The sequence below is a fragment of the Ornithinimicrobium cryptoxanthini genome (assembly GCF_023923205.1).
In the GTDB taxonomy this organism is placed as follows: domain Bacteria; phylum Actinomycetota; class Actinomycetes; order Actinomycetales; family Dermatophilaceae; genus Ornithinicoccus; species Ornithinicoccus cryptoxanthini.
Genome location: NZ_CP099490.1, coordinates 270,125 through 288,659, shown reverse-complemented (window position 1 = coordinate 288,659; position 18,535 = coordinate 270,125). Strand labels below are relative to the sequence as shown.

The window sequence follows — 18,535 nt, the reverse complement described above, 5'->3', positions numbered from 1 at the left end:
TCGGCCGCCCGGACTGACCTGTGGCTCCCGACGTCGCTCGTGACAGAGACCGGCAGCGACTGCAGGATGACCGGGGACGACTCAAGAGTGATGACGGCGCGGTGCGGGAACCTCTAGGTTGAGGCCGTGGAGCGTCAGCGTCGGCGGCAGTGGGTGGTCGACATCTGTGTCGCCGTGCTGCTCGCGGGCGTCGGCCTGCTCGAGATCTGGGCGCCGTTCGAGTCAGTCATGGGCGAGGGGTCACGCACCGTCAGCTCGGTCGGCGTCGTCCTGTTTGCTGCCTTCCTCAGCCAGCGGCGCGCCCGTCCGTGGGTGGCTCTGACCGGCGTCCTGGTCTGGCCCGCGCTGGGCGCGGCCGTGGGCGCCGAGCACATGCACCTGCTCTTCTTTGGGCAGCTGGTGCCCCTGCTCGTGCTCACCTTCACGATCGCCCGGCACGGCCAGGGTTCCTATCGCTGGGTGGGGACGGCGGCAGTGGCTGGCTTCATCACCTTCGCTGACCTCTTTGTGCCGCTCCTCGCCGAGCCCAGCGAGCTCATCTTCCACTGGAGCGCCCTCACCCTGGTCTGGCTCACCGGGCACGGTCTGCGCGTCTCGGCCGACCGCGCTGCCGCCGAGGCGGTGCGCGCCCACCTGGCCGAGACGACCTCGCGCGAGGCGGCGCTGCGGGCGATCTCCGACGAACGGGCCCGGATCGCCCGCGAGCTGCACGACATCGTGGCCCACTCGGTCGGCGTGATCGTCGTGCAGGCCGGCGCGGCCGAGCAGGTGGTGGAGGAGGATCCCGAGTTCGCGCGTCGCGCCCTGGCCACCATCCGCTCGACCGGATCGGGGGCGCTCGTCGAGATGCGCCGGGTGGTGACGATGCTGCGCGATCCCGACCTCGGCCACGACCTCGCTCCGCAGCCGGGCATCGCAGCACTGCCCGACCTCGTCACCTCCGCACGCGACGCGGGGCTGCACGTCGACCTCGAGGTCACCGGCGAGCGACCGCCACTGCCCGCCGGTCTGGACCTCACGGCATACCGCGTCGTCCAGGAGGCCCTGACCAACGTGCGCCGCCACTCCGAGGCGACCCGTGCGCAGGTGGCGATGGCGTTCCTGCCCGGCGCGCTGGAGATCGAGGTGAGCGACGCCGGGCCCTCGCGGGGGTCGGACGACACGCCGGGCCATGGACTGCTCGGGATGCGCGAGCGGGTGGCGCTCTTCGGCGGGCAGGTGGAGACGGACACGACCGGTGGTGTCTTCACGGTGCGCGCGGTGCTGCCGCTGGAGCGAGCATGACGTCGGTCATCGTCGTGGACGACCAGGAGCTGGTGCGGATGGGCTTCCGGCTCATCCTGGAGCGGGCCGGGTTTGACGTTCTCGGCGAGGCAGGTGACGGGCTCGAGGCGGTCGAGGCCGTGCGCGAGCTGCGCCCCGACGTCGTGCTGATGGACATCCGGATGCCGCGGCTCGACGGGGTCGAGGCGACCCGGCGGATCGGCCAGCTGGTCGGGCCGGTGCCCAAGGTGCTGGTGCTCACCACCTTTGACCAGGACGAGTTCGTCTATCAGGCGGTCCGCGCCGGGGCCGCCGGCTTCCTGCTCAAGGACGTCACGCCCGATGATCTGGTGCACGCGGTGCGGGTGGTCGCCCGGGGTGAGTCGATGCTGGCCCCGGCGCTGATCGCGCGGCTGCTCGGGCAGTTCACCTCGCGTCCGCCCGCTGGTGGGCCGCCCGAGGCGATGGCCGGCCTGACCGAGCGCGAGCTGGAGGTGGCGCGTCTGGTCGCCCGGGGCCTGTCCAACGCAGAGATCGGCGCGCGGCTCTTCCTCAGCGAGGCCACCGTCAAGACCTATGTCTCCCGGTTGCTGACCAAGCTCGACCTGCGCGACCGGCTGCAGATCGCGGTGCTGGCCTATCAGTCCGGCCTGGTCCGCGCGGGTGAGGCCGACTGAAGCGGTGACGGCGCTCCCGTCCTGTCTGCTGCGCCACCTGGCCGAGGCAGACCCCCCCATCAGGGACACGGCGGACTTCACGCTGGCCGCCCATCGCGCGGCGTGGCACAGCCAGCAGCGGTCCGGGCTCTGCCATGATGCTGCACGACCCGTGACTGCGTCGCGTCCACAACCTGAGGAGATGAGATGCCGAGGAACATCAAGCAGATCCTGACCTGGCTGCTCTTCGGGTTCATCATCTACGCCATCATCACCAGTCCGGACCGCGCTGCGGACATCGTGCAGGCAACGTGGGACATCATCGCCGAGGGCTTCCGCAACATCGGGCGGTTCTTCTCCTCGCTCATGGAGTGACCATGGCCATGACCCACGGTTCCCAGGGCCGGTGAGACCGGTGCTGAGCGGGCGTGTGCACAGCCGCATCCTGGACCGCTATGTCCTAGGTGATGAGCGGGTCGTCGTCGCGATCCGGCACCACTGGGCCAAGATGATCGAGCCGGTCTTCTCCGCCGTCGTCGGCCTGGCGCTCGCGGTCTGGCTCGCCTCCAACGCACCACCGGAAGCGAGCGTCCTGGCGCTCGTGGCGTGGTGGCTCTGGTTCGCGTTGGTGCTGCGTCTGGCGTGGAAGCTGCTGGAGTGGCGCAACGAGTGGTTCGTCGCCACCGACAAGCGGCTGCTGATGACGTATGGCCTGATCACGCACAAGGTGGCGATGATGCCGCTGCGCAAGGTGACCGACATGAACTATGCGAGGTCACCGTTCGGGCGGATCTTCGGCTATGGGCAGTTCATCATGGAGTCAGCCGGCCAGGACCAGGCGATGCGTGAGATCAACTGGGTGCCGGAGCCTGATGAGACCTATCGGCGGATCTGCGACACGATCTTCGGTCCCGAGGGGCGGGACCCTGACGAGGACATCGGCCCTGAGGGCGGCCGCGCCGACCGTGCGGGCGGCTATCAGGACGAGCGCAGTCAGCCATCGGGCCACGACGAGGCCGCCTGGGAGGTCTCGCACGACGACGAGCCCAGTTATGCCCCGGTCGGCTACTGGGACGACTCGGACATCACCGGGCCGATCCCCCGGATGCCGCGCGACTAAAGCTGCAGCCGCTCCTCGGCTTAGGATCGACCCGCACCGCCGTCCCGCACAGGTCCGTCCTTGGACCAGAGGAGTCAAACCACCGTGACCGTCCGCGACATCACCGTCATCGGCCACCGCGCCCTGCACCAACCCACCAAGAAGGTGCGCGAGGTGACCGACGAGGTGCGCGAGCTCGTGGCGGACATGTTCCACACCATGGAGGCCGCCGACGGCGTGGGGCTGGCCGCGAACCAGGTCGGCGTGCGCCTGCGCATCTTTGTCTATGACTGTCCCGTCCCAGACGGGCCAAACGTGCGCGGCGTCGTCATCAACCCGGTGCTTGAGCGGCTCGGAGCGCCTGCCCCGCTGGATGAGGAAGAGGACGGTGAGGGCTGTCTGTCGGTGCCGGGTGAGTACTTCCCCCTCGCGCGCCACCCGCGGGCGCGGGTGACGGGGATTGACGTCGACGGCAACGAGATCGTCGTCGAGGGCGACGGTCTGCTCGCACGGTGCCTGCAGCACGAGACCGACCACCTGGACGGCCTGCTCTATGTCGACCGCCTGATCGGTCCGCTCAAGCGCGAGGCGCGAGAGGCTGCGAAAGACCGCGGATGGGCCGAGCACGGCATCACGAAGTGGGACCCGAGCACGCAAAAAGCAGAGGACGTCTGAGCCATGACACATCTCGCCGCTTTGGAGCGCCAGGCGCTCTGCGACACCTTCGACCGCGTCGGCCCGTCCGCACCCACCCTGTGTGAGCCCTGGTCCACCGCTGAGCTGGCCGCCCATCTGGTCATCCGGGACAGCCGCCCCGACCTGGCCGCGGGCACCGTGATCCCGGCCCTGTCCGACCGCCTTGACGAGGCGATGTCGCAATATGCCACCCGGCCCTGGGGGGAGCTGGTGCATCTGGTCCGGTCCGGACCGCCGGTCTGGTCGCCGACCCGTATGCCGGTCGTCGACAACGCCGTCAACCTCACCGAGTTCTTCGTGCACCACGAGGACGTGTTGCGTGGCGAAGGCCAGGTGGGCGCACAGCGCGACGTGTCCCCCGAACTCGAGCGCGCGCTATGGAGTCAGCTGACCAAGTCGGCGAAGCTGATCGTGCGCAAGCTGGACGCCGGCGTCGTGCTCGTCGCACCCGGGCATGGACGCAAGGCGGTCAAGGGGCCGACCGAGGCCGGCACTGCGGTGCTGACCGGGGCGCCAGGTGAGCTAGTGCTGGCGCTGTCGGGGCGGCTGCGCGTGGCCGACGTGGAGATCACCGGGCCGGAGGCTGCCGTCGCGGCCGTGCGTGAGGCACTGTGACAGAGTCGTATCGGGTCCGTACCTAGCCATCGATAGAGGAGAAGCCCGTGGTGCGTCAGGTTGAGGATGAGCCGATCGTGCCGGAGGTTTCGGTAGTTCTTATCGTCAGAAACGGCGCGGCGACGATCCGTCGCCAGCTCGACGCCCTATCCATCCAAGACTCAGCTGCGCCATTTGAGGTCGTCGTCGTGGACAATGGCTCGACTGATGCAACAGCAAAGATCGTCGGTGAATGGCAAGACGAAATCAAGGCACTACCAATCGCAACTTCGCTTGTCTCGGCTCATGACAAGGCCGGGATCCCGTACGCACGCAATCGGGGGATCCAGAAAGCCCGAGGACGTGTCATCGCCTTCTGCGATGCCGATGACACTGTCCGCCCTGAGTGGGTGCGAGCGTTTAGCGGCCTAGCCCATGGCGTTGCTGGAGGACACGTGCTGGCCAGTCGGCCAGACGGCACACCTGCACACCACACGTTCCCCGATGGGCTGACCGAAACGGGCTACCTGCCGCACGCCGGAGGGTGCAACATGGCGATGGTCCGCGAGGATGTGGTGTCCGTGGGTGGCTTCGATGAGTCCCTGCCGTCATATGGCTGCGACGACGTTGACATTTCTTGGAGGATGCAGGAGGCTGGATTCCCGATATCATATTTCCCGGACGCGATCGTCGACTATAATTTGACCCCACGAAGCGGGGCGGTCAGGAAGACCTTTCAAACGGGCATAGCGCGTATGGCAATTGCGCTCCGTTACCCTAAGTCCACGCATGGAAATCCTCCGAAGTTTGCAGACCTCACCGCCCATTCTGTAAAAGAAGTTGTGCTCTTGCCGGGTCGGCTACTGCGACCTCGCGGGGTCCCCCGCGCACGAGTGGTCCGTGCCGCTGTCACTGCTGCAGGCCGCGCAACGGGATACTGGGTCTACGGCTTCAGGGACGTCCCTCCGCACTACGGAGTCGCTCAGCGACCGAGCTACTGACCCATCAGCAGCACAGGGAGAGCTAGGGGCCTCGACGCTCGAGATCTTCCTAGGACATGAGCGCCACGTGAGGATAGGTTCGACTCATGGTCCTGAGTGTGGCAAAGCGTCGCTACATCCGACGACTAGCCGGCTATGGAACCAATCCGGTTCGGCGACGCGTTCGTGAGGTCTTCAACCGAGAGCAGACGTACACCATCGGCGGAGTCCAGGTCGCTCTGCCTCCCGGTCACGACCTGCCTTTCTATCAACGGCGGGATCCAACGTACGACACCTACGCACAAGACCTCCTCCGCACACTGGCCTCGGACGTGGAGGAGTTGCTCGTCATTGACCTTGGGGCAAACGTGGGTGACACGGCCGTGACAGCACTCACGAGCGCCGACAACATCTCCGTGGTCGCGGTTGAGGGGAATCCAAAGTTCGTCCCATTTCTCCGTCGCAACACGGTGTCGTTCGGCGACCGCTGCCGGACCGTGGACGGCTTCGTCGGCCCGGTTGGGGAGTTTAGCTACTATCAGTCCAGCGCTACGACGGGTGGATTCTCTGATTCCGGCGGGGGAGGCTCCGCGGTCGATGCATGGATTTCCCCGACTGACTTGCTCGCAGACTCTGAGCAATTCGGCCGAGTTGTGTGGAAGAGCGACACGGACGGCTTCGACTTCGCCATCGCGGTCCAACACTGGGACACGATCATTGGCCGGTGCGACAGCCTCTGGCTCGAGTGGGACCCGGCGAGCGCCATTGTCGATCAAGACGATGTCGCTCTTCTGACCGAGCTGCTGTCTGGCACAGGGCACGCCACACGCGTTTTCGACAACCTCGGCCGAGAGATGGTGCACCTGCCCGCAGGCGAACCGACGAGGGCCGGTCTGCAGAGCCTGTCTCACTGGTTGCGGACGCAGCGGACAAGCCACCTCGCCGTTCCGTACGTCGACATCTGGAACTGCCCCTGGTGAACAGGACGATCCTGCAATACTCCCACTGGGGCGGTCTAGGGAAGCGTGGAACCGGCGGACAAGCCACCTCGCCGTTCCGTACGTCGACATCTGGAACTGCCCCTGGTGAACAGGACGATCCTGCAATACTCCCACTGGGGCGGTCTAGGGAAGCGTGGAACCGCGTCCCCACCTAGTCGGACGGTGTGCCCTGACCTCTTCCTTACGCTGTAGAGCGTAGGCGTCCTGGTGCGCCGACAGCGGGACGTCATCGATGCTGCGGGCACCAGCCCGACCAGCCGATTCGACCGCAAAAGCCACCAGTTTGCTGGCGGCTGGGGTTGGAAAGAGCGGGAGCGCGCGGTCGATCAGCGCCCCCAGCCGCGTGAAGGCGGTGCGAGTCCTAATAACCCGCGCTGTCGCAGAGGTCGCTCGTCCCCAGACGCTGGTCACCTGCAGTGGCTGGCGGAAGGACGGGTGGTGCTGCGCGAAGTAGGCATGACTCGCACCGGAGACGAAGGCTCTGGGCACCCGCACGGTGGCGCTCGGAGCCGGACCGCGGTGCTCAACCTCCAGATGGGGATCGATCACGAACTCCACCCCGTGTTCATTGAGTCGCCACCCCATCTCAAAGTCCTCACCGAAGGCGAAGGCTGGGTTGTATGGGCCAGTGCGAGCCAGCGTGGTCGCCAGGAGCGAGTTGTTCGCCGCCCAGTGGATCCAGCGATGGTTGGCTGGACGTGCGTATACCCCTGCGAGCGCCCGTTCGTTCGCCGGCCGACCGTAGGCCCTGGCGTAGGTCGAGTCGGTGAAGACATCGCGCGTTGGACCGATCACTGCCCTGAGCGATCCGGGGTCGTGCCACGCAACGTGACGACGCACGAAGTCGGGACCAGGCGTGAGGTCGTCGTCGCACCTGATCAGCACGCGCCCCTTGGCTGCTGCGAACCCGTCGTTCAACGCCGCCACCACGCCTCCCGACTCTGGCCGAAGGATCTCGACGATGTTCAGACGATCGGAGTAGGCGCGGAGCACCGACTGCGAGCTATCGACCTCGCCGTCGACGACCACGACAACCTCGAACGACTCCTTAACGTCCTGGTTAGCCAGGGCTTCTAGCAAGGTGGGTAAGCGATGCTCACCACGGTAGGTAGGCACGACGACGCTGGCAATCGGCTCAGACTCCACGACTACCTCGCACTCTGGAGTCAGTGGCCTCGTCGATGAGGCGCTTGAGCAATCCTACGAACCGGGCACTACCGGCAACCGGTGAGAACTCTCGCTCCCACCGCTCCCGCGCCGCCTGGGTGGCTGCGATGGCGGCGCTCGGGTCTTCGAGCAACTTCGTGATGACCCGCGCCAGGTCCCCGCTGTCGTTCCGGCGGGCCACGAAGGGATGTCCCTCCCCGACAACCTCGGGAAGCGCACCAGCATCGGAGACCACGACGGGAACCCCTGCCGCCATGGCTTCTGCGGCGATGAGGCCAAAGGACTCCGGTCCGACCGATGGCACCGCTAGTACGTCGATCTGTGACAGCACCGAGTCTCTGTCCATCCAACCGCCCAGGACGACGTGCTCTCCTGCCCGGGCGAGCGCCCCTTGGATCTCCTCGGCCTCGGTAGCAGAGGTGAACCGGGACTCCCCGGCAATGAGCGCCTCCACTCTTGAATCCCGATCCCTCAGCACGGATAGGCTCTCAAGGAGCACCGTGATGCCCTTCTCGGGGGCCAGCCGGCCGAGGAATCCGATCCGGAACACTTCGGATGGCGCACGGTCCTCAACCAGTGAGATCTCATCGGTCCAGTTCGGAAGAACGGTGGCATCCTGGATCTCACTCGCCATGAACGCGCTGGGAACCACCGTCTCGACCGCGCCGATGAGTGCGACTCGGGTCAGGAGGCGCTGCGGACCCTCGGGCAGTCGGTGCAGGTGGACGACACGCTTGCTGCCACGGAGGAGGGCCGTCGCGGTTGCCGGGACAAGCCCGTTGCACCACAGCAGTTCTGGGCTATGCCTGGCCCAGCGGCGCAGACCCCGCATGTATGCCTTGCGACCTCCACCCGGGATGCGCGTCACGTTGAACCCGCGCTCTTCCGCCGCGTCAGCGCACCCCCCTGGCGACTGTGGTGCGACGACAGTCACGCCGTAGCCGGCGTCGCGAGCTGCCGTGGCCAAGGCCAGGAGCATGACCTCACCGCCCCCGATGTCACCGTTGTTGGCGAGGATGGACAGCGTGCGGGAAGTCATGGCGCGACCTGGGCATAAATGGTGGCCAGGTCATCGCACATGCCTCCGACCGTCTGCCAGCCTGGTCCACGGACCGGCCGGGCGGCGGGGTCGAGGCCCTGACTCTCCAGCCGGGCTGCGATCACACCAGGTGACGACCCCGCTCCGACCAGGCTCGCCTGCCCCACGATCTCCGGATTGCCACCGACGCTCGTGGCGACCACTCCGCGACCGTAGTTCACGGCGTCCAGCAGGGTGTAGGAGTGGTTCTCCCAGGCAGACAACTGCGCCACGACATCGATGCGGCGCAGGAAGTCCTCGGCGTCGACGTGGCCCTCGAACGACACTGTGGATCCCAGCCCGAGGGCGTCAGCATGGCGGCGCAGCGCAGCCTCCTCCGGCCCGCCGCCGGCAATAGCCAGCGTCGCCTCAGGTCGAGTCTGGCTCAGCACGTCAAACGCGTCCAAGAGCAGCTGCAGGTTCTTCTCGGGCGCGAGGCGGGACAGGGACCCGATGCGCAGCCCGGGATCCGCTGGGGGTGGGTCTGCCACGGGGTCGACGCCGTTGGGAACGACGTGGATGGGCAAGGAGGCCGGCGGCGACCACCGCTCGCGCACTACTTGGGCGGTGGACTCGGACACTGCGACCAGGGTGGACAACCGTCGCAGCCGCGTTGCGTGTGCGGCTGCACGACCCCGCTGCTGGACGACGCCCGCGTGATAGACCGAAGGGTCTCCGGAGATCCCGTGCTCGGTGCTGACGAGCCTGGTGCCGCGGGGGGCGCCCACGGCACAGACCAGGTCGGCGTAGGCCAGGTGCGAGTGGACCACAGTCGGTCGGAGTCGATCGATCATCCGGCGCAGGGTTCGCAACGACGAGACCACGCCCGACGCGGGACCCACGTCAACCTGCACCACCGCACCACCGAGCTCGCGGAGGCGGTCGGCCAGCGGCCCCGGCGGACACATAGTGACCACCCGCCAGCCTGGGATGCCGTGGCGCACGACGTCGCTGACGTGCCGGGCGACGCCGCCGAAGTCAGCGACGGGCACCACCCAGAGGGCGATAGGGGCAGGGGTGCTTAGAACCACTGCTCAAGTCGCTCCAGGGCGAGCCAGAAGCCCTCGCCGTTGTTGACGTGGCCCATCCAGATCTCCGGGATGAACATGACACCAGGGGCCAGCTCGTCCAGTTGCCGCGCCAGCAGTGGCCAGTCGACCTCGCCCTCGCCGATCTGGACACCCTCGCCGTCGACGCCCGTGGCGTCGACGATGTGCAGGTGATCGGAGCGGGGAGCGAGGAGTTCGACGGCCTCGCTGAACGGCATACCGATGAAGTTCGCCGACAGCTTGCTGTGGGAGATGTCGAGGCAGAGGCGAGTGCCATACTGCTCGACGAAGTCGACCGTGTCCCGGGGGTCCATGAACAGGTTGTGGAACTGCTGGCCGCCCATCAGCCACGGGAAGGGGGGCAGTGTCTGGGCGGTGAGGATCACCCCGTTGGTGTCGACCCGCTCCAAGGCCTCGGCGATCCGTGCATAGAGCCGGGGACGCTCAGCGGCCGGGAGGTGCCGGTCCGGGGTGAAGCCGCCCATCGTGCAGACGAGCACCGGCTCGGTCGGCTGGTCAAACCACTTCCGCAGTGACGTCGTGGCCTCGATGCAGCGCTGGAGCTCGTCGATCGACCGCTTCCAGATGCCGTCGTCGAACGAGGCTAGGTCGAGGATGAAGTCGCCGGAAAACAGGTCGGGCACGTGGCAGGTGTAGCCCATCGGGAGCGACTCGGTGAAGACCGCGTCGGCGTCGATCTCGAGGTCCTTGTAGGAGTAGTGGAACTCGAGGAAGTCGGGCGTGCAGTCCCGGGTGAGCGGCTCGACGTCGTGATAGCGGACCGGCACGCCCCAGGGCCGGTTGAAGGAGTACTGCCGACCGTGGAGCGCCTCGTCGGTCAGGTCGCTGGGGAAGAAGAAGTCGCCCTCGGCCATGTCCCGCTTGGCGACCCGTCCCACAAGCTCGGCACGGGAGTTGGGCTGCAACCCCCGGCCGGGGCTCTTGATGGTGATGTCCTGCTCGGCGAGCAACTCTCCCTGCGTGACCGGCCGCGCTGCGACCAGGGACTTGGCCAGGTTGGCCCGGTTCATGCTCTCGCCGGTCGAGACCGCACGGGGGCCGTCCGAGCCGAGCGCCTCTTCGAGCTCACGGGTGCGCTGCACCATCTCGGCGAACTCCCCAGGCAGCAGGCTGACCTTGTGGTCGTTGCCCTCCATGAACCGGTCGATGGTGAAGTGCTTCTCGATGACTTTGGCACCGAGGGCGATCGCGGCGAGGGGAATGTGGTAGCCGCGCTCGTGACCGGAGTAGCCGACCGGTGCCTGGGCGATTTCGGCGAGTCGCCGCATGTAGCGCAGGTTGACGTCCTTGAACGGTGCTGGGTAGGTCGACTGGCAGTGCAGCACCGCGAACGGTGCCCCCGTGCTGCGGATGACCTCGACGCTCTCGCGGATCTCGGTCTCGGTGGACATGCCCGTGGACACGATGAGCGGGACGCCCTGCTGGCCCATGTAGGTCAAGAGGTCGTGGTTGGTGAGGTCTGCGGAGGCCACCTTCAGGGCAGGCACACCCCACTGCATCAGGTCATCGACACTCTTGCGGTCCCACGGGGTGCACATGACCTCGATGCCGCGGTCCCGACAGTGGTCGAAGATCTCGAAGAGCTGCTCGGTGGAGAGGTTGAACTTGCGCAGCAGGTCGAGCGTGTACTGCGCGCCGAGGTCCTCGCCGGCGTGGGCGTCCTCACCCGACTGCCGATAGAGGGAATCCATGTCACGGTGCTGGAACTTCACCACGTCGGCACCAGCGACCACGGCCTCGTCGACCAGGCGCTTGGCCGTCTCGACGGAGCCGTTGTGGTTGTTGCCGATCTCTGCGATCAGCAGCGCCGGGCTCTCCGGGCCAACGGCCCGTCGCCCGATCCGGAACTCCGCAGCGCGGTTGAGGGCCACGGCCACCACGTGACCCTTGTCGTCCACCAGCGGGATGATGTCCACGCCTGGCCGGAACAGGTCAGTGGCGCGCACCGCCTGGTCGATCGAGACCGTGACGGGCGAGGGGTTCGCAACCGTGGCCGCCGAGACCGTCAGGTCGGCCTTGGGTGTCGAGGTGAGCCAGCGGCGGAAGTCCCCGTCGGAGAGCGACCCCCGCAGGTGCCCGTGCTCGGAGACGACGAAGACGATTCCGGTCTTGTTGGCGGTGATCTTCTCCAGCGCCGCCAGGACCGGGTCCTCGGCATAGACGACAAAAGGGGTGAGGTGGCGCTCGATGATCACGAGAAGCTCTCCTTCAGTTCGCGGAGTCGTTCCTCGGCGACGGCGAGGTCGTGCAGGGTGTCGATGTCGATGCCCTCTGCCTCGTCGAGGATGAAGAGGGCGACCCGGCCGCCGATGCGGTTGTGCTGGGTCTCATAGATCTCGGTCCGCGTGACATAGAGCGAGCCGTTCTCGAAGTAGCGGTAGGTCGACCGGGTGAGGTCCTGCCGCCGCGGGCGGGCCATCACGTCATACTGCGCCCGCGGTTCAGGGCCGTCCTCCCAATAGAAGGGTGTCCGGGGGACCACGCCGACGAGGGTGTCGACGCCCTTGTCGGTGAACTCGACCATCGCTCGGTCGAGCGTGCCGCGCATGCGGACGGGTGAAGTGGCCTGCAGCAGCATCACCTGGTCGGGACGGCGGCCCTGCTCCGTGCGGAAGGCGATGGCGTGCTCGACGACGGACTCCGACGTCGCGGTGTCGGTGGCGAACTCGCACGGTCGCAGGAACGGCACGTCTGCACCCTGCTGACGGGCAATCTCGGCGATCTCCTCGGAGTCGGTCGAGACGACTACGTCGAGGTTGCTCTCCGCCTCCAGCGCCTGCTCGATCGTCCACACGATGAGCGGCTTGCCGGCCACCTCGCGCAGGTTCTTGCCAGGGATGCCCTTGGACCCGCCGCGGGCGGGGATGAGGCACAGGGTGGTCACGGCTTCGCCATCTCTTCTATCAGGGCGGCGACCCGGCGGGCGGGTTCGCCCTCCGGTATGCCGCGGGGCTGGGTGGGGTGGGGGTCCCGGCCCCACCGGGACATGCCATAGCGCTCCCAAAACTGCGAGAGCCACTCTGGAGGTCGATCGTAGTGGACCCACGCTGGGAGCCCACGTGCAGCCGCCTCAAGCACTCCGGTGGAGAAGACACTGGCCACGGGACGGTCGATCTCGGAAAGCGAGCCGCCGTCTCGGTCGATCTCCATCCCTCGGCGTTCCCACAGCCTGTGCTGGAGCGTCGACAACTTGTCCTTCTCCGCAGGGTGGGGGCGGTAGGTCGCGCCCGTCGCCCGGCAGAACTGCTGGCTGGCGCGGGCAAAGCCCCGGCGCGGCAGCTCGGCTCCATGGAGCTGGCCGAGGAAGACCGGCCGCTCGTCAGCAACTGTCCCGGGTTGCTGCGCCGCGCTCCAGAGCAGCTGTGAACCCACGACGTGCGTCGCGACGTCGTTCCGTCCGGAGCACCAGAAGTCGGCGTCTTCTGCGGTCCATGCGAGCAGCACAGTGTCGACGGCCAGCGGGGCCATCGAGGGGGCGAGGAGTCCGTGCTGCACCGTCACGAATGGCACGCCGAGCGCCAGTGCCCACCCGTGAGCCAGCCGCCCCGCACCCAAGAAGTGCCCTAGCGCCACCACCACTCGGACACCGCGCAACGAGTCGGGCACTCCTACGTCAGTTGCAGTGAGTTCTACCGGCACGGCGTCGGTGAGGCCACGGCCCGGCGGATGCAGGTGGGCGACTCGTGCGGCGTCCAGGTGGCTCGCGGGTGCGGTCAGTGCGTGGCCGCTGGTCGGCGACCAGCTGTCGTGCGCGATCAGGACGTCCGCACCCTCGGGGGTCTCGATCACGAACGATGGAGGGTCGCTCGTCCGGATCACGTGTTTGACCTGCCGAAGTCGCGAATGCGACGCCTGCCACCGCTGCCAGGCTTCCAGATCTCGGGGGTGGTTCAGCCCCATACCTGCTCCAGCTTGCGGGCACGACGCACGAAGGTGTGCTCGGCTAGCGTGCGGCGTCGTGCGGCCTCCCCGATCTTCCGAGCCCACGAACGGTCGGCGACGGCCCGGCGGGCGAGTTCGACCATCTCCTCCTCGGAGGTGAAGACCGCCACCTCAGTGCCGGGGTCATAGAACTCGCTCACGTCGGGTCGGTCGATCAGTTGCAGCCCTCCCGCGCCACCCGTCTCAAAGGTGCGCATCGTGAAGCCGTCCTGGTCCGTGTGGATGTTGAGCGAGCCCAGTGCCCCCGCCATGAGGTTGTAGGCCTCACTACGGGAGACGTCGCGCCGCGCCGGCACATCCGGACGGGCGAGTTGCCACGTGCGCAACCGGTCGAAAAGGTGATGCGACCAGTCGCGGCCCACTGCGAGCACCGGCACGTCCGCTGCCACGAGGCGTTCCACAGCTCGCTGCCGGTTGGGATAGCGAGCCCCAACGAATAGGAACGACTCCACCGGCTCCGGACGGATCTCGTAGGTGTCGTCGAAGGCGTTGGCGATGCAATGAGTCTCAACACCGGAGGCGCGGAGCGACTCTGCATCCAGCGGAGAGTAGGTGATCAGAGTGTCGACGCGTCGCAGGGTCTCGGGGTCGTGCTCCATCCGGCGCAATTCGTCATACAGCCAGAGCACGGTCCGCGCCTTCAGCGCCTCGGCCGTCTGCCAGAAATCGGCGCCCAGGAGGTCTCCGCGGATGACAACGACCGCGTCGGGCCTGGCGGCCCGGAGGGCGGCAATCGCGCGTACGGTCAGATCCTGACGACGTCGACGGTCCCCCTCGGGACGCCCGAGCCTCTCTGGCAACTCATAACGCACCTTGTTGCGTAGTTTGTCGCCCACAGTGGCATAGAGGTCGTACGGGTGCGTCGCGACCTCATGGTCGAGGACGCGAAGCGCTGTGGCGAGCGACTCGGAGTAGCCGTGGAAGGCGGGGCCGACGACCAGGACGCGTTCACCCACGTCGCCTGCCCCAGATGAGATCCCACTCCTGACGCGCTACGGACTTTGCTTCGACATTGCGGCCCACGAGGCTCCGGGCGGCGTTGACCGCCAAGTTGGCCCCGGTCGCTGCGCTCAGCGTCAATCTCAGGCGGGCCGGCGACCCCCATTTTTCGGCATACCGCGCTCGGGAGTCGACCAACCAGCGTCGTCGACGAAGCGGGTCTGACGAGCCGTGGCCAGCATGCGTCAGCGTCACTCCGCCGAGGACGATCGAAGGCAGTCCACGCTCCCTCAGCCGACGCTGCAGGTCGACCTCTTCGGAGTTCATGAAGTAGTTCTCGTCGAATCCCCCGACCGCCCGGAAGTCCGCCTCCGGAAGCAACATGCACGCACCCATCACCCATTCGACGACCGTGTCGGTGCCCTGCTCCGCCGAGGTATCGTGGCCGACCGCCTCATGGACGGGACGCAGGTGCCGCCAGCGGGCGAGCGGTGTCAGCCACTCGACCGCCTGGTGCCCCACCGTCGGGAAGTGGCGCCCCACCCACTGGTAGGCACCCGTCTCACCGACCACCCAGGGAGAGACCACCGCGGGCATCCACGGCTCTGCAGCAGCCAGTAGGTCCACGACGAAGGCAGGGCCGATTTCGACATCACTGTTGAGGATGAGGAGGAGTTCGTGCTGTGCGATAGCAGCCCCGGAGTTTACGTTCGCCCCGAAGCCGCCGTTCTCCTTCCTCCGGACGACTTCGACGCCCTCGACCTCCGGAAACGGTGTGGGCGATGCGTCGTCGCTCACGATGACCTGGACACCGTTGGGCACCGCCCCCGCTTGCGCCAGCACTGCCCGAGCGGTCGCCAGCGTCGGAGCAGGATCTCCGAAGTGGGGGATGACGACTGAGAGACCGACGCTGCCCATGCGGCTAGTTTCCTTCGATCGAGAGTGGACGACCTCAGGGTAGTTGCTGCCTGGTCAGATAGCCTCGACCTGCCCTCCCTCGAAAGGCCGCCACCATGCCCCAGCGCGTTGCCGTGATCATCCCGGCACACAACGCTGCCAGCACTCTGCCCCAGCAGCTGGAGGCTCTAGCTACTCAGGTCGGCGCCCCACCCTTCGACGTGGTCGTGGTGGACAACCGCTCCACTGACGACACCGCGCAGGTCGCCCGGGCCTTGGGTGCCACCGTCGTGTCCGCACCCAGTCGGCCTGGCGTGCACCACGCGCGCAACGAGGGGGTCAGGGCGACGGACCACGAGCTGATCCTGCACTGTGATGCGGATGACCTAGTGAACGAGTCGTGGGTGGCTGACATCGTCCGGAGCCTTGATCAACATGACGTCATTGGGGGTGCGATCTCGTTTGAACGAGTCAACGACCCCACAGTTGCTGCGGTTCTCACGTCTCCAACCGCTGAGGGCCCACCGGTCTGTATGGGACGCACCTACGCCCTGGGTGGAAACATGGGATACCGCCGAAGCGTGTGGCTGAAAGTCGGTGGCTTTGACGAATCGTTCGAGTCGGGCCACGAGGAGGTCGACTTCTGCTGGCGCGCGAGAGCCGCGGGCGCGTCCGTCGGATTCGCACCGACTGCGGTTGTCTTCTATCGGCAACGCGCTGACCTTAGAACACTCACAAGACAGCGCTTCTACTTCGGCAGGTCCTTTGCCCAGCTGTACAGCAAGCATCAGGCTGAGGACATCCCGCGCGTGAGCGCCAAGATGGAAGCACGCAAGATCGCGATGCACCTACTCAACGCCCGGAAGTTGGTCTCGCGCTCCGACCTTCGCAGGCCCTGGCTGATGCACAGCGCGTGGGTCGCAGGTCGGCTGGCGGGCAATGTGAAGTTCCGGGTGCGGGCGCCGGGATGAGGATCGTCACCTTCACTTCGGCGCTCCCCCACCGCGACATCGAGCACGCTGGCGGAAAGTACCTGAAGGTGCTCCTCACGACGCTTGGAGCAGACCGGACACAGGTCGTCGCGCCCCCGCTTCCGTCGGTCCTCCGAGCCTCAGGCCTACCTGGTCATCCACGACATACGCTCATCACCGCCCCTGTGAGCGACCGAGCCGCACGAGCCGAGGCGGCGGCACGCAGAGTCGACCCAGGACAACCTCCGTGGTCACTTCGGGCCGCTCTTCGGCATGACCCCGTCGTCCAGGGCATGGTGCGTAAGGCAGATGTTGTCGATCTCCAGTGGCAGGACTCTATTCGGCTCGCGCGTCGCATCCGCCGACTGGCTCCGACGGTCACATTGGTCGGGACCTTCCACGATGTCCAGTCCCAGAGGTTCGGTCGGCTCGCTCGGAACAGCAGAGGACTCGTGGGGCTGAAGTGGTCTATTGCGACTCACGTCGCCCGGCGTGCGGAACGTCGGGCGATGAAGGCGCTCGACCGTGTCGTGGTTTTCAGCGTGAAGGACGCGGACCTCCTGCCCTCCGGCGCCCCCATCACAGTCGTCGACCCTCCGCTCGCGGTCGGGGAGACACCGACGCACCGCCCCCCGAGCGTGCCAAGGGTCGTGTTCGTGGCGTTCCTAATCCGCCCAGAGAACCACGCCGCTGCGCTCTGGCTCGGACAGGAGGTGTGGCCACGGGTTCGAGCACAGGTGCCGACTGCCCAGTTGGACCTCATTGGCGCGGGTGCCAACCAAGAGCTCGAGGAGGCCATCGCTGCGTGCCCCGGAGTGCGGATCACCGGTTTCGTGCCCGACCTTGACGGTGTCCTGGCAGACGCGACCGTCGCTGCTGTCCCCCTGCACGAGGGGGCGGGTGTCAAGTTCAAGACGATCGAGGCGCTTCTCGCAGGCGTGCCCGTGGTGACCACCAGCATCGGGGCCGAAGGAATCGAGCCCCGTTCCCTCTTCTGGGGTATCGAGGATGACGTGCCGGGGTTCGTCAAACGCATCGTCTCGGCCCTGGAGCACAGCGCGGACGCACAGGATGTGGCCGACGAGGCACAGAGATCAGTGGTCCGCCGATACGGGCCCGAGGCTTTTGCCGCCAAGGTCGCAGCTCTCTACGGCACCTGACCCACCAGTGCAACGACATCCGCCGCCCAACCATCCCAACTCAAGCGCGTCCGGGCGTGATCCCGCGCACTCACGGAGATAGCCGCCAGAAGGGAACGGTCGGTGTCGAGACGCCGAAGAGCCCTCACCGCCTCGCGGATGACGGCGTCCTCTCTCGGCGACACAAGGAGGCCAGTCTTCTCATCGAGCACGATCGTCGCGGTGCCGCCGGTGTGGGTCGCTACCACCGGAAGCGCCGCATGAGCGGCATCGGTCAGTGTCACCCCCGCAGCGTTAGCCAACGCCAGTTCCAGCAGGACGTCGTGCGTGGCGTAGTACCCAGGCATATCGTCGTGGGGGACCCGTCCAACGCCGCGCACCCAAGGCGGCAGCACTGGGTGGTCGCCGACGACCGTGAGTTCGATCAGAACGCCCTGGTCACGTAGGAGCGACGCAACCTCGAGAACCCGCGGCCCACCCTTGCGCTCCCAGTCACTCGACACCATGAGCACGCGCAGCGGAGCGCCAGCATCACCGGCAGGACGTGCAGCACCAGCTAAGTCGCACCCCGGCCCGAACGGGATCGTGTGCACTCTTCCAGGGGGCTTGCCGTAGTCGTCGATCACGGATGCCCGGGCCCACTCCGTCGCTGTGACGACCGACTGAGCCCGAGTGATAGCGCGGCGCTCCACGAGCCCACCCTGGCGAGCGGCCCACGGCTGGAGTGAGGAGTAGATCGGATAGAAGTCCTGGACGAGGTGGAAAGTCGCGTCGCTCACGTGAGTAACGGACCACTGACCCCCGAGGTGCGCGAGGTCCTGCGATGCAGCGACCCCCACCACGGCACGTGCACCGGTCCGCCGCAAGCGCTTCGCCAGGAGGCGGCCGCGGCGTCGCGAGCTGGCGGCCAAGTGACCTGCCAGCACCCGCCGCCCGCCACGGCCGTCGAGCACACGCATGGCCAGACGGTCGACCACCGCGTCGCCAGCATCCGCAGTCGACATCGGGACGACCTCTATCGCATCGGACAACGCAGCAAACAT

The 18,535-nt window shown here is 67.0% G+C and carries 19 protein-coding genes; 10 read left to right on the top strand and 9 right to left on the bottom strand.

What is annotated here, in order from left to right; all coding sequences use genetic code 11:
* Window positions 1–126: 126 nt before the first annotated feature.
* The 8 genes from NF557_RS01365 to NF557_RS01330 all read left to right on the top strand — a co-directional run bounded on the left by NF557_RS01365 (window position 127) and on the right by NF557_RS01330 (window position 6,268).
* Window positions 127–1,284 (top strand): sensor histidine kinase, encoded by a 1,158-nt coding sequence (locus tag NF557_RS01365; RefSeq protein ID WP_252621313.1) that lies wholly within the window; start codon window positions 127–129, stop codon window positions 1,282–1,284.
* A complete protein-coding gene (locus tag NF557_RS01360; protein ID WP_252621312.1) occupies window positions 1,281–1,940 on the top strand; it encodes a response regulator in 660 nt (219 codons plus the stop codon). The genes NF557_RS01365 and NF557_RS01360 overlap by 4 nt, the downstream gene beginning before the upstream one ends.
* A gap of 186 nt (window positions 1,941–2,126) precedes the next feature.
* The gene (locus NF557_RS01355; protein WP_252621311.1) at window positions 2,127–2,294 is read left to right on the top strand and encodes a hypothetical protein; all 168 of its coding nucleotides are present in this window, start codon (window positions 2,127–2,129) and stop codon (window positions 2,292–2,294) included.
* Between the two features lie 55 nt (window positions 2,295–2,349).
* On the top strand, window positions 2,350–3,039 hold the full coding sequence (locus NF557_RS01350; RefSeq protein ID WP_252621310.1) for a PH domain-containing protein: 690 nt from the start codon (window positions 2,350–2,352) through the stop codon (window positions 3,037–3,039).
* A gap of 84 nt (window positions 3,040–3,123) precedes the next feature.
* A complete protein-coding gene (def, locus tag NF557_RS01345; RefSeq protein WP_252621309.1) occupies window positions 3,124–3,693 on the top strand; it encodes a peptide deformylase in 570 nt (189 codons plus the stop codon).
* 3 nt (window positions 3,694–3,696) lie between these two features.
* Complete coding sequence (locus tag NF557_RS01340; RefSeq protein ID WP_252621308.1) at window positions 3,697–4,329, top strand: TIGR03085 family metal-binding protein; 633 nt, start codon at window positions 3,697–3,699, stop codon at window positions 4,327–4,329.
* A gap of 47 nt (window positions 4,330–4,376) precedes the next feature.
* A complete protein-coding gene (locus NF557_RS01335) occupies window positions 4,377–5,309 on the top strand; it encodes a glycosyltransferase family 2 protein (RefSeq protein ID WP_252621307.1) in 933 nt (310 codons plus the stop codon).
* Between the two features lie 86 nt (window positions 5,310–5,395).
* Entirely contained in the window at window positions 5,396–6,268 is an 873-nt protein-coding gene (locus NF557_RS01330; protein ID WP_252621306.1) for a class I SAM-dependent methyltransferase, read from the top strand.
* Window positions 6,269–6,412: 144 nt separating this feature from the next.
* Here the strand turns inward: NF557_RS01330 and NF557_RS01325 are convergent, their stop codons facing one another.
* The 8 genes from NF557_RS01325 to NF557_RS01290 all read right to left on the bottom strand — a co-directional run bounded on the left by NF557_RS01325 (window position 6,413) and on the right by NF557_RS01290 (window position 15,403).
* Window positions 6,413–7,435, bottom strand: coding sequence for a glycosyltransferase family 2 protein (locus NF557_RS01325; RefSeq protein ID WP_252621305.1), 1,023 nt, complete (start codon window positions 7,433–7,435; stop codon window positions 6,413–6,415).
* Window positions 7,425–8,495 (bottom strand): glycosyltransferase family 4 protein, encoded by a 1,071-nt coding sequence (locus NF557_RS01320; RefSeq protein WP_252621304.1) that lies wholly within the window; start codon window positions 8,493–8,495, stop codon window positions 7,425–7,427. Before NF557_RS01320 ends, NF557_RS01325 begins: the two co-directional genes overlap by 11 nt.
* The gene (locus tag NF557_RS01315) at window positions 8,492–9,526 is read right to left on the bottom strand and encodes a glycosyltransferase family 4 protein (RefSeq protein ID WP_252621303.1); all 1,035 of its coding nucleotides are present in this window, start codon (window positions 9,524–9,526) and stop codon (window positions 8,492–8,494) included. Before NF557_RS01315 ends, NF557_RS01320 begins: the two co-directional genes overlap by 4 nt.
* Window positions 9,527–9,555: 29 nt before the next feature.
* Window positions 9,556–11,799, bottom strand: coding sequence for an N-acetylneuraminate synthase family protein (locus NF557_RS01310; RefSeq protein ID WP_252621302.1), 2,244 nt, complete (start codon window positions 11,797–11,799; stop codon window positions 9,556–9,558).
* Complete coding sequence (locus NF557_RS01305; protein ID WP_252621301.1) at window positions 11,796–12,488, bottom strand: acylneuraminate cytidylyltransferase family protein; 693 nt, start codon at window positions 12,486–12,488, stop codon at window positions 11,796–11,798. The genes NF557_RS01310 and NF557_RS01305 overlap by 4 nt, the downstream gene beginning before the upstream one ends.
* Entirely contained in the window at window positions 12,485–13,393 is a 909-nt protein-coding gene (locus NF557_RS01300) for an RNA-binding protein (protein ID WP_252621300.1), read from the bottom strand. The genes NF557_RS01305 and NF557_RS01300 overlap by 4 nt, the downstream gene beginning before the upstream one ends.
* Before the next feature lie 101 nt (window positions 13,394–13,494).
* Window positions 13,495–14,502, bottom strand: coding sequence for a CgeB family protein (locus NF557_RS01295; protein ID WP_252621299.1), 1,008 nt, complete (start codon window positions 14,500–14,502; stop codon window positions 13,495–13,497).
* On the bottom strand, window positions 14,495–15,403 hold the full coding sequence (locus NF557_RS01290) for a glycosyltransferase family 2 protein (RefSeq protein ID WP_252621298.1): 909 nt from the start codon (window positions 15,401–15,403) through the stop codon (window positions 14,495–14,497). Before NF557_RS01290 ends, NF557_RS01295 begins: the two co-directional genes overlap by 8 nt.
* 95 nt (window positions 15,404–15,498) lie before the next feature.
* Between NF557_RS01290 and NF557_RS01285 the strand changes: the two genes are divergently transcribed.
* The gene (locus NF557_RS01285) at window positions 15,499–16,353 is read left to right on the top strand and encodes a glycosyltransferase family 2 protein (RefSeq protein ID WP_252621297.1); all 855 of its coding nucleotides are present in this window, start codon (window positions 15,499–15,501) and stop codon (window positions 16,351–16,353) included.
* A complete protein-coding gene (locus NF557_RS01280) occupies window positions 16,350–17,513 on the top strand; it encodes a glycosyltransferase (protein ID WP_252621296.1) in 1,164 nt (387 codons plus the stop codon). Before NF557_RS01285 ends, NF557_RS01280 begins: the two co-directional genes overlap by 4 nt.
* Here NF557_RS01280 and NF557_RS01275 read toward each other — a convergent pair.
* Entirely contained in the window at window positions 17,501–18,535 is a 1,035-nt protein-coding gene (locus tag NF557_RS01275) for a glycosyltransferase family 4 protein (protein ID WP_252621295.1), read from the bottom strand. The genes NF557_RS01280 and NF557_RS01275 overlap by 13 nt on opposite strands.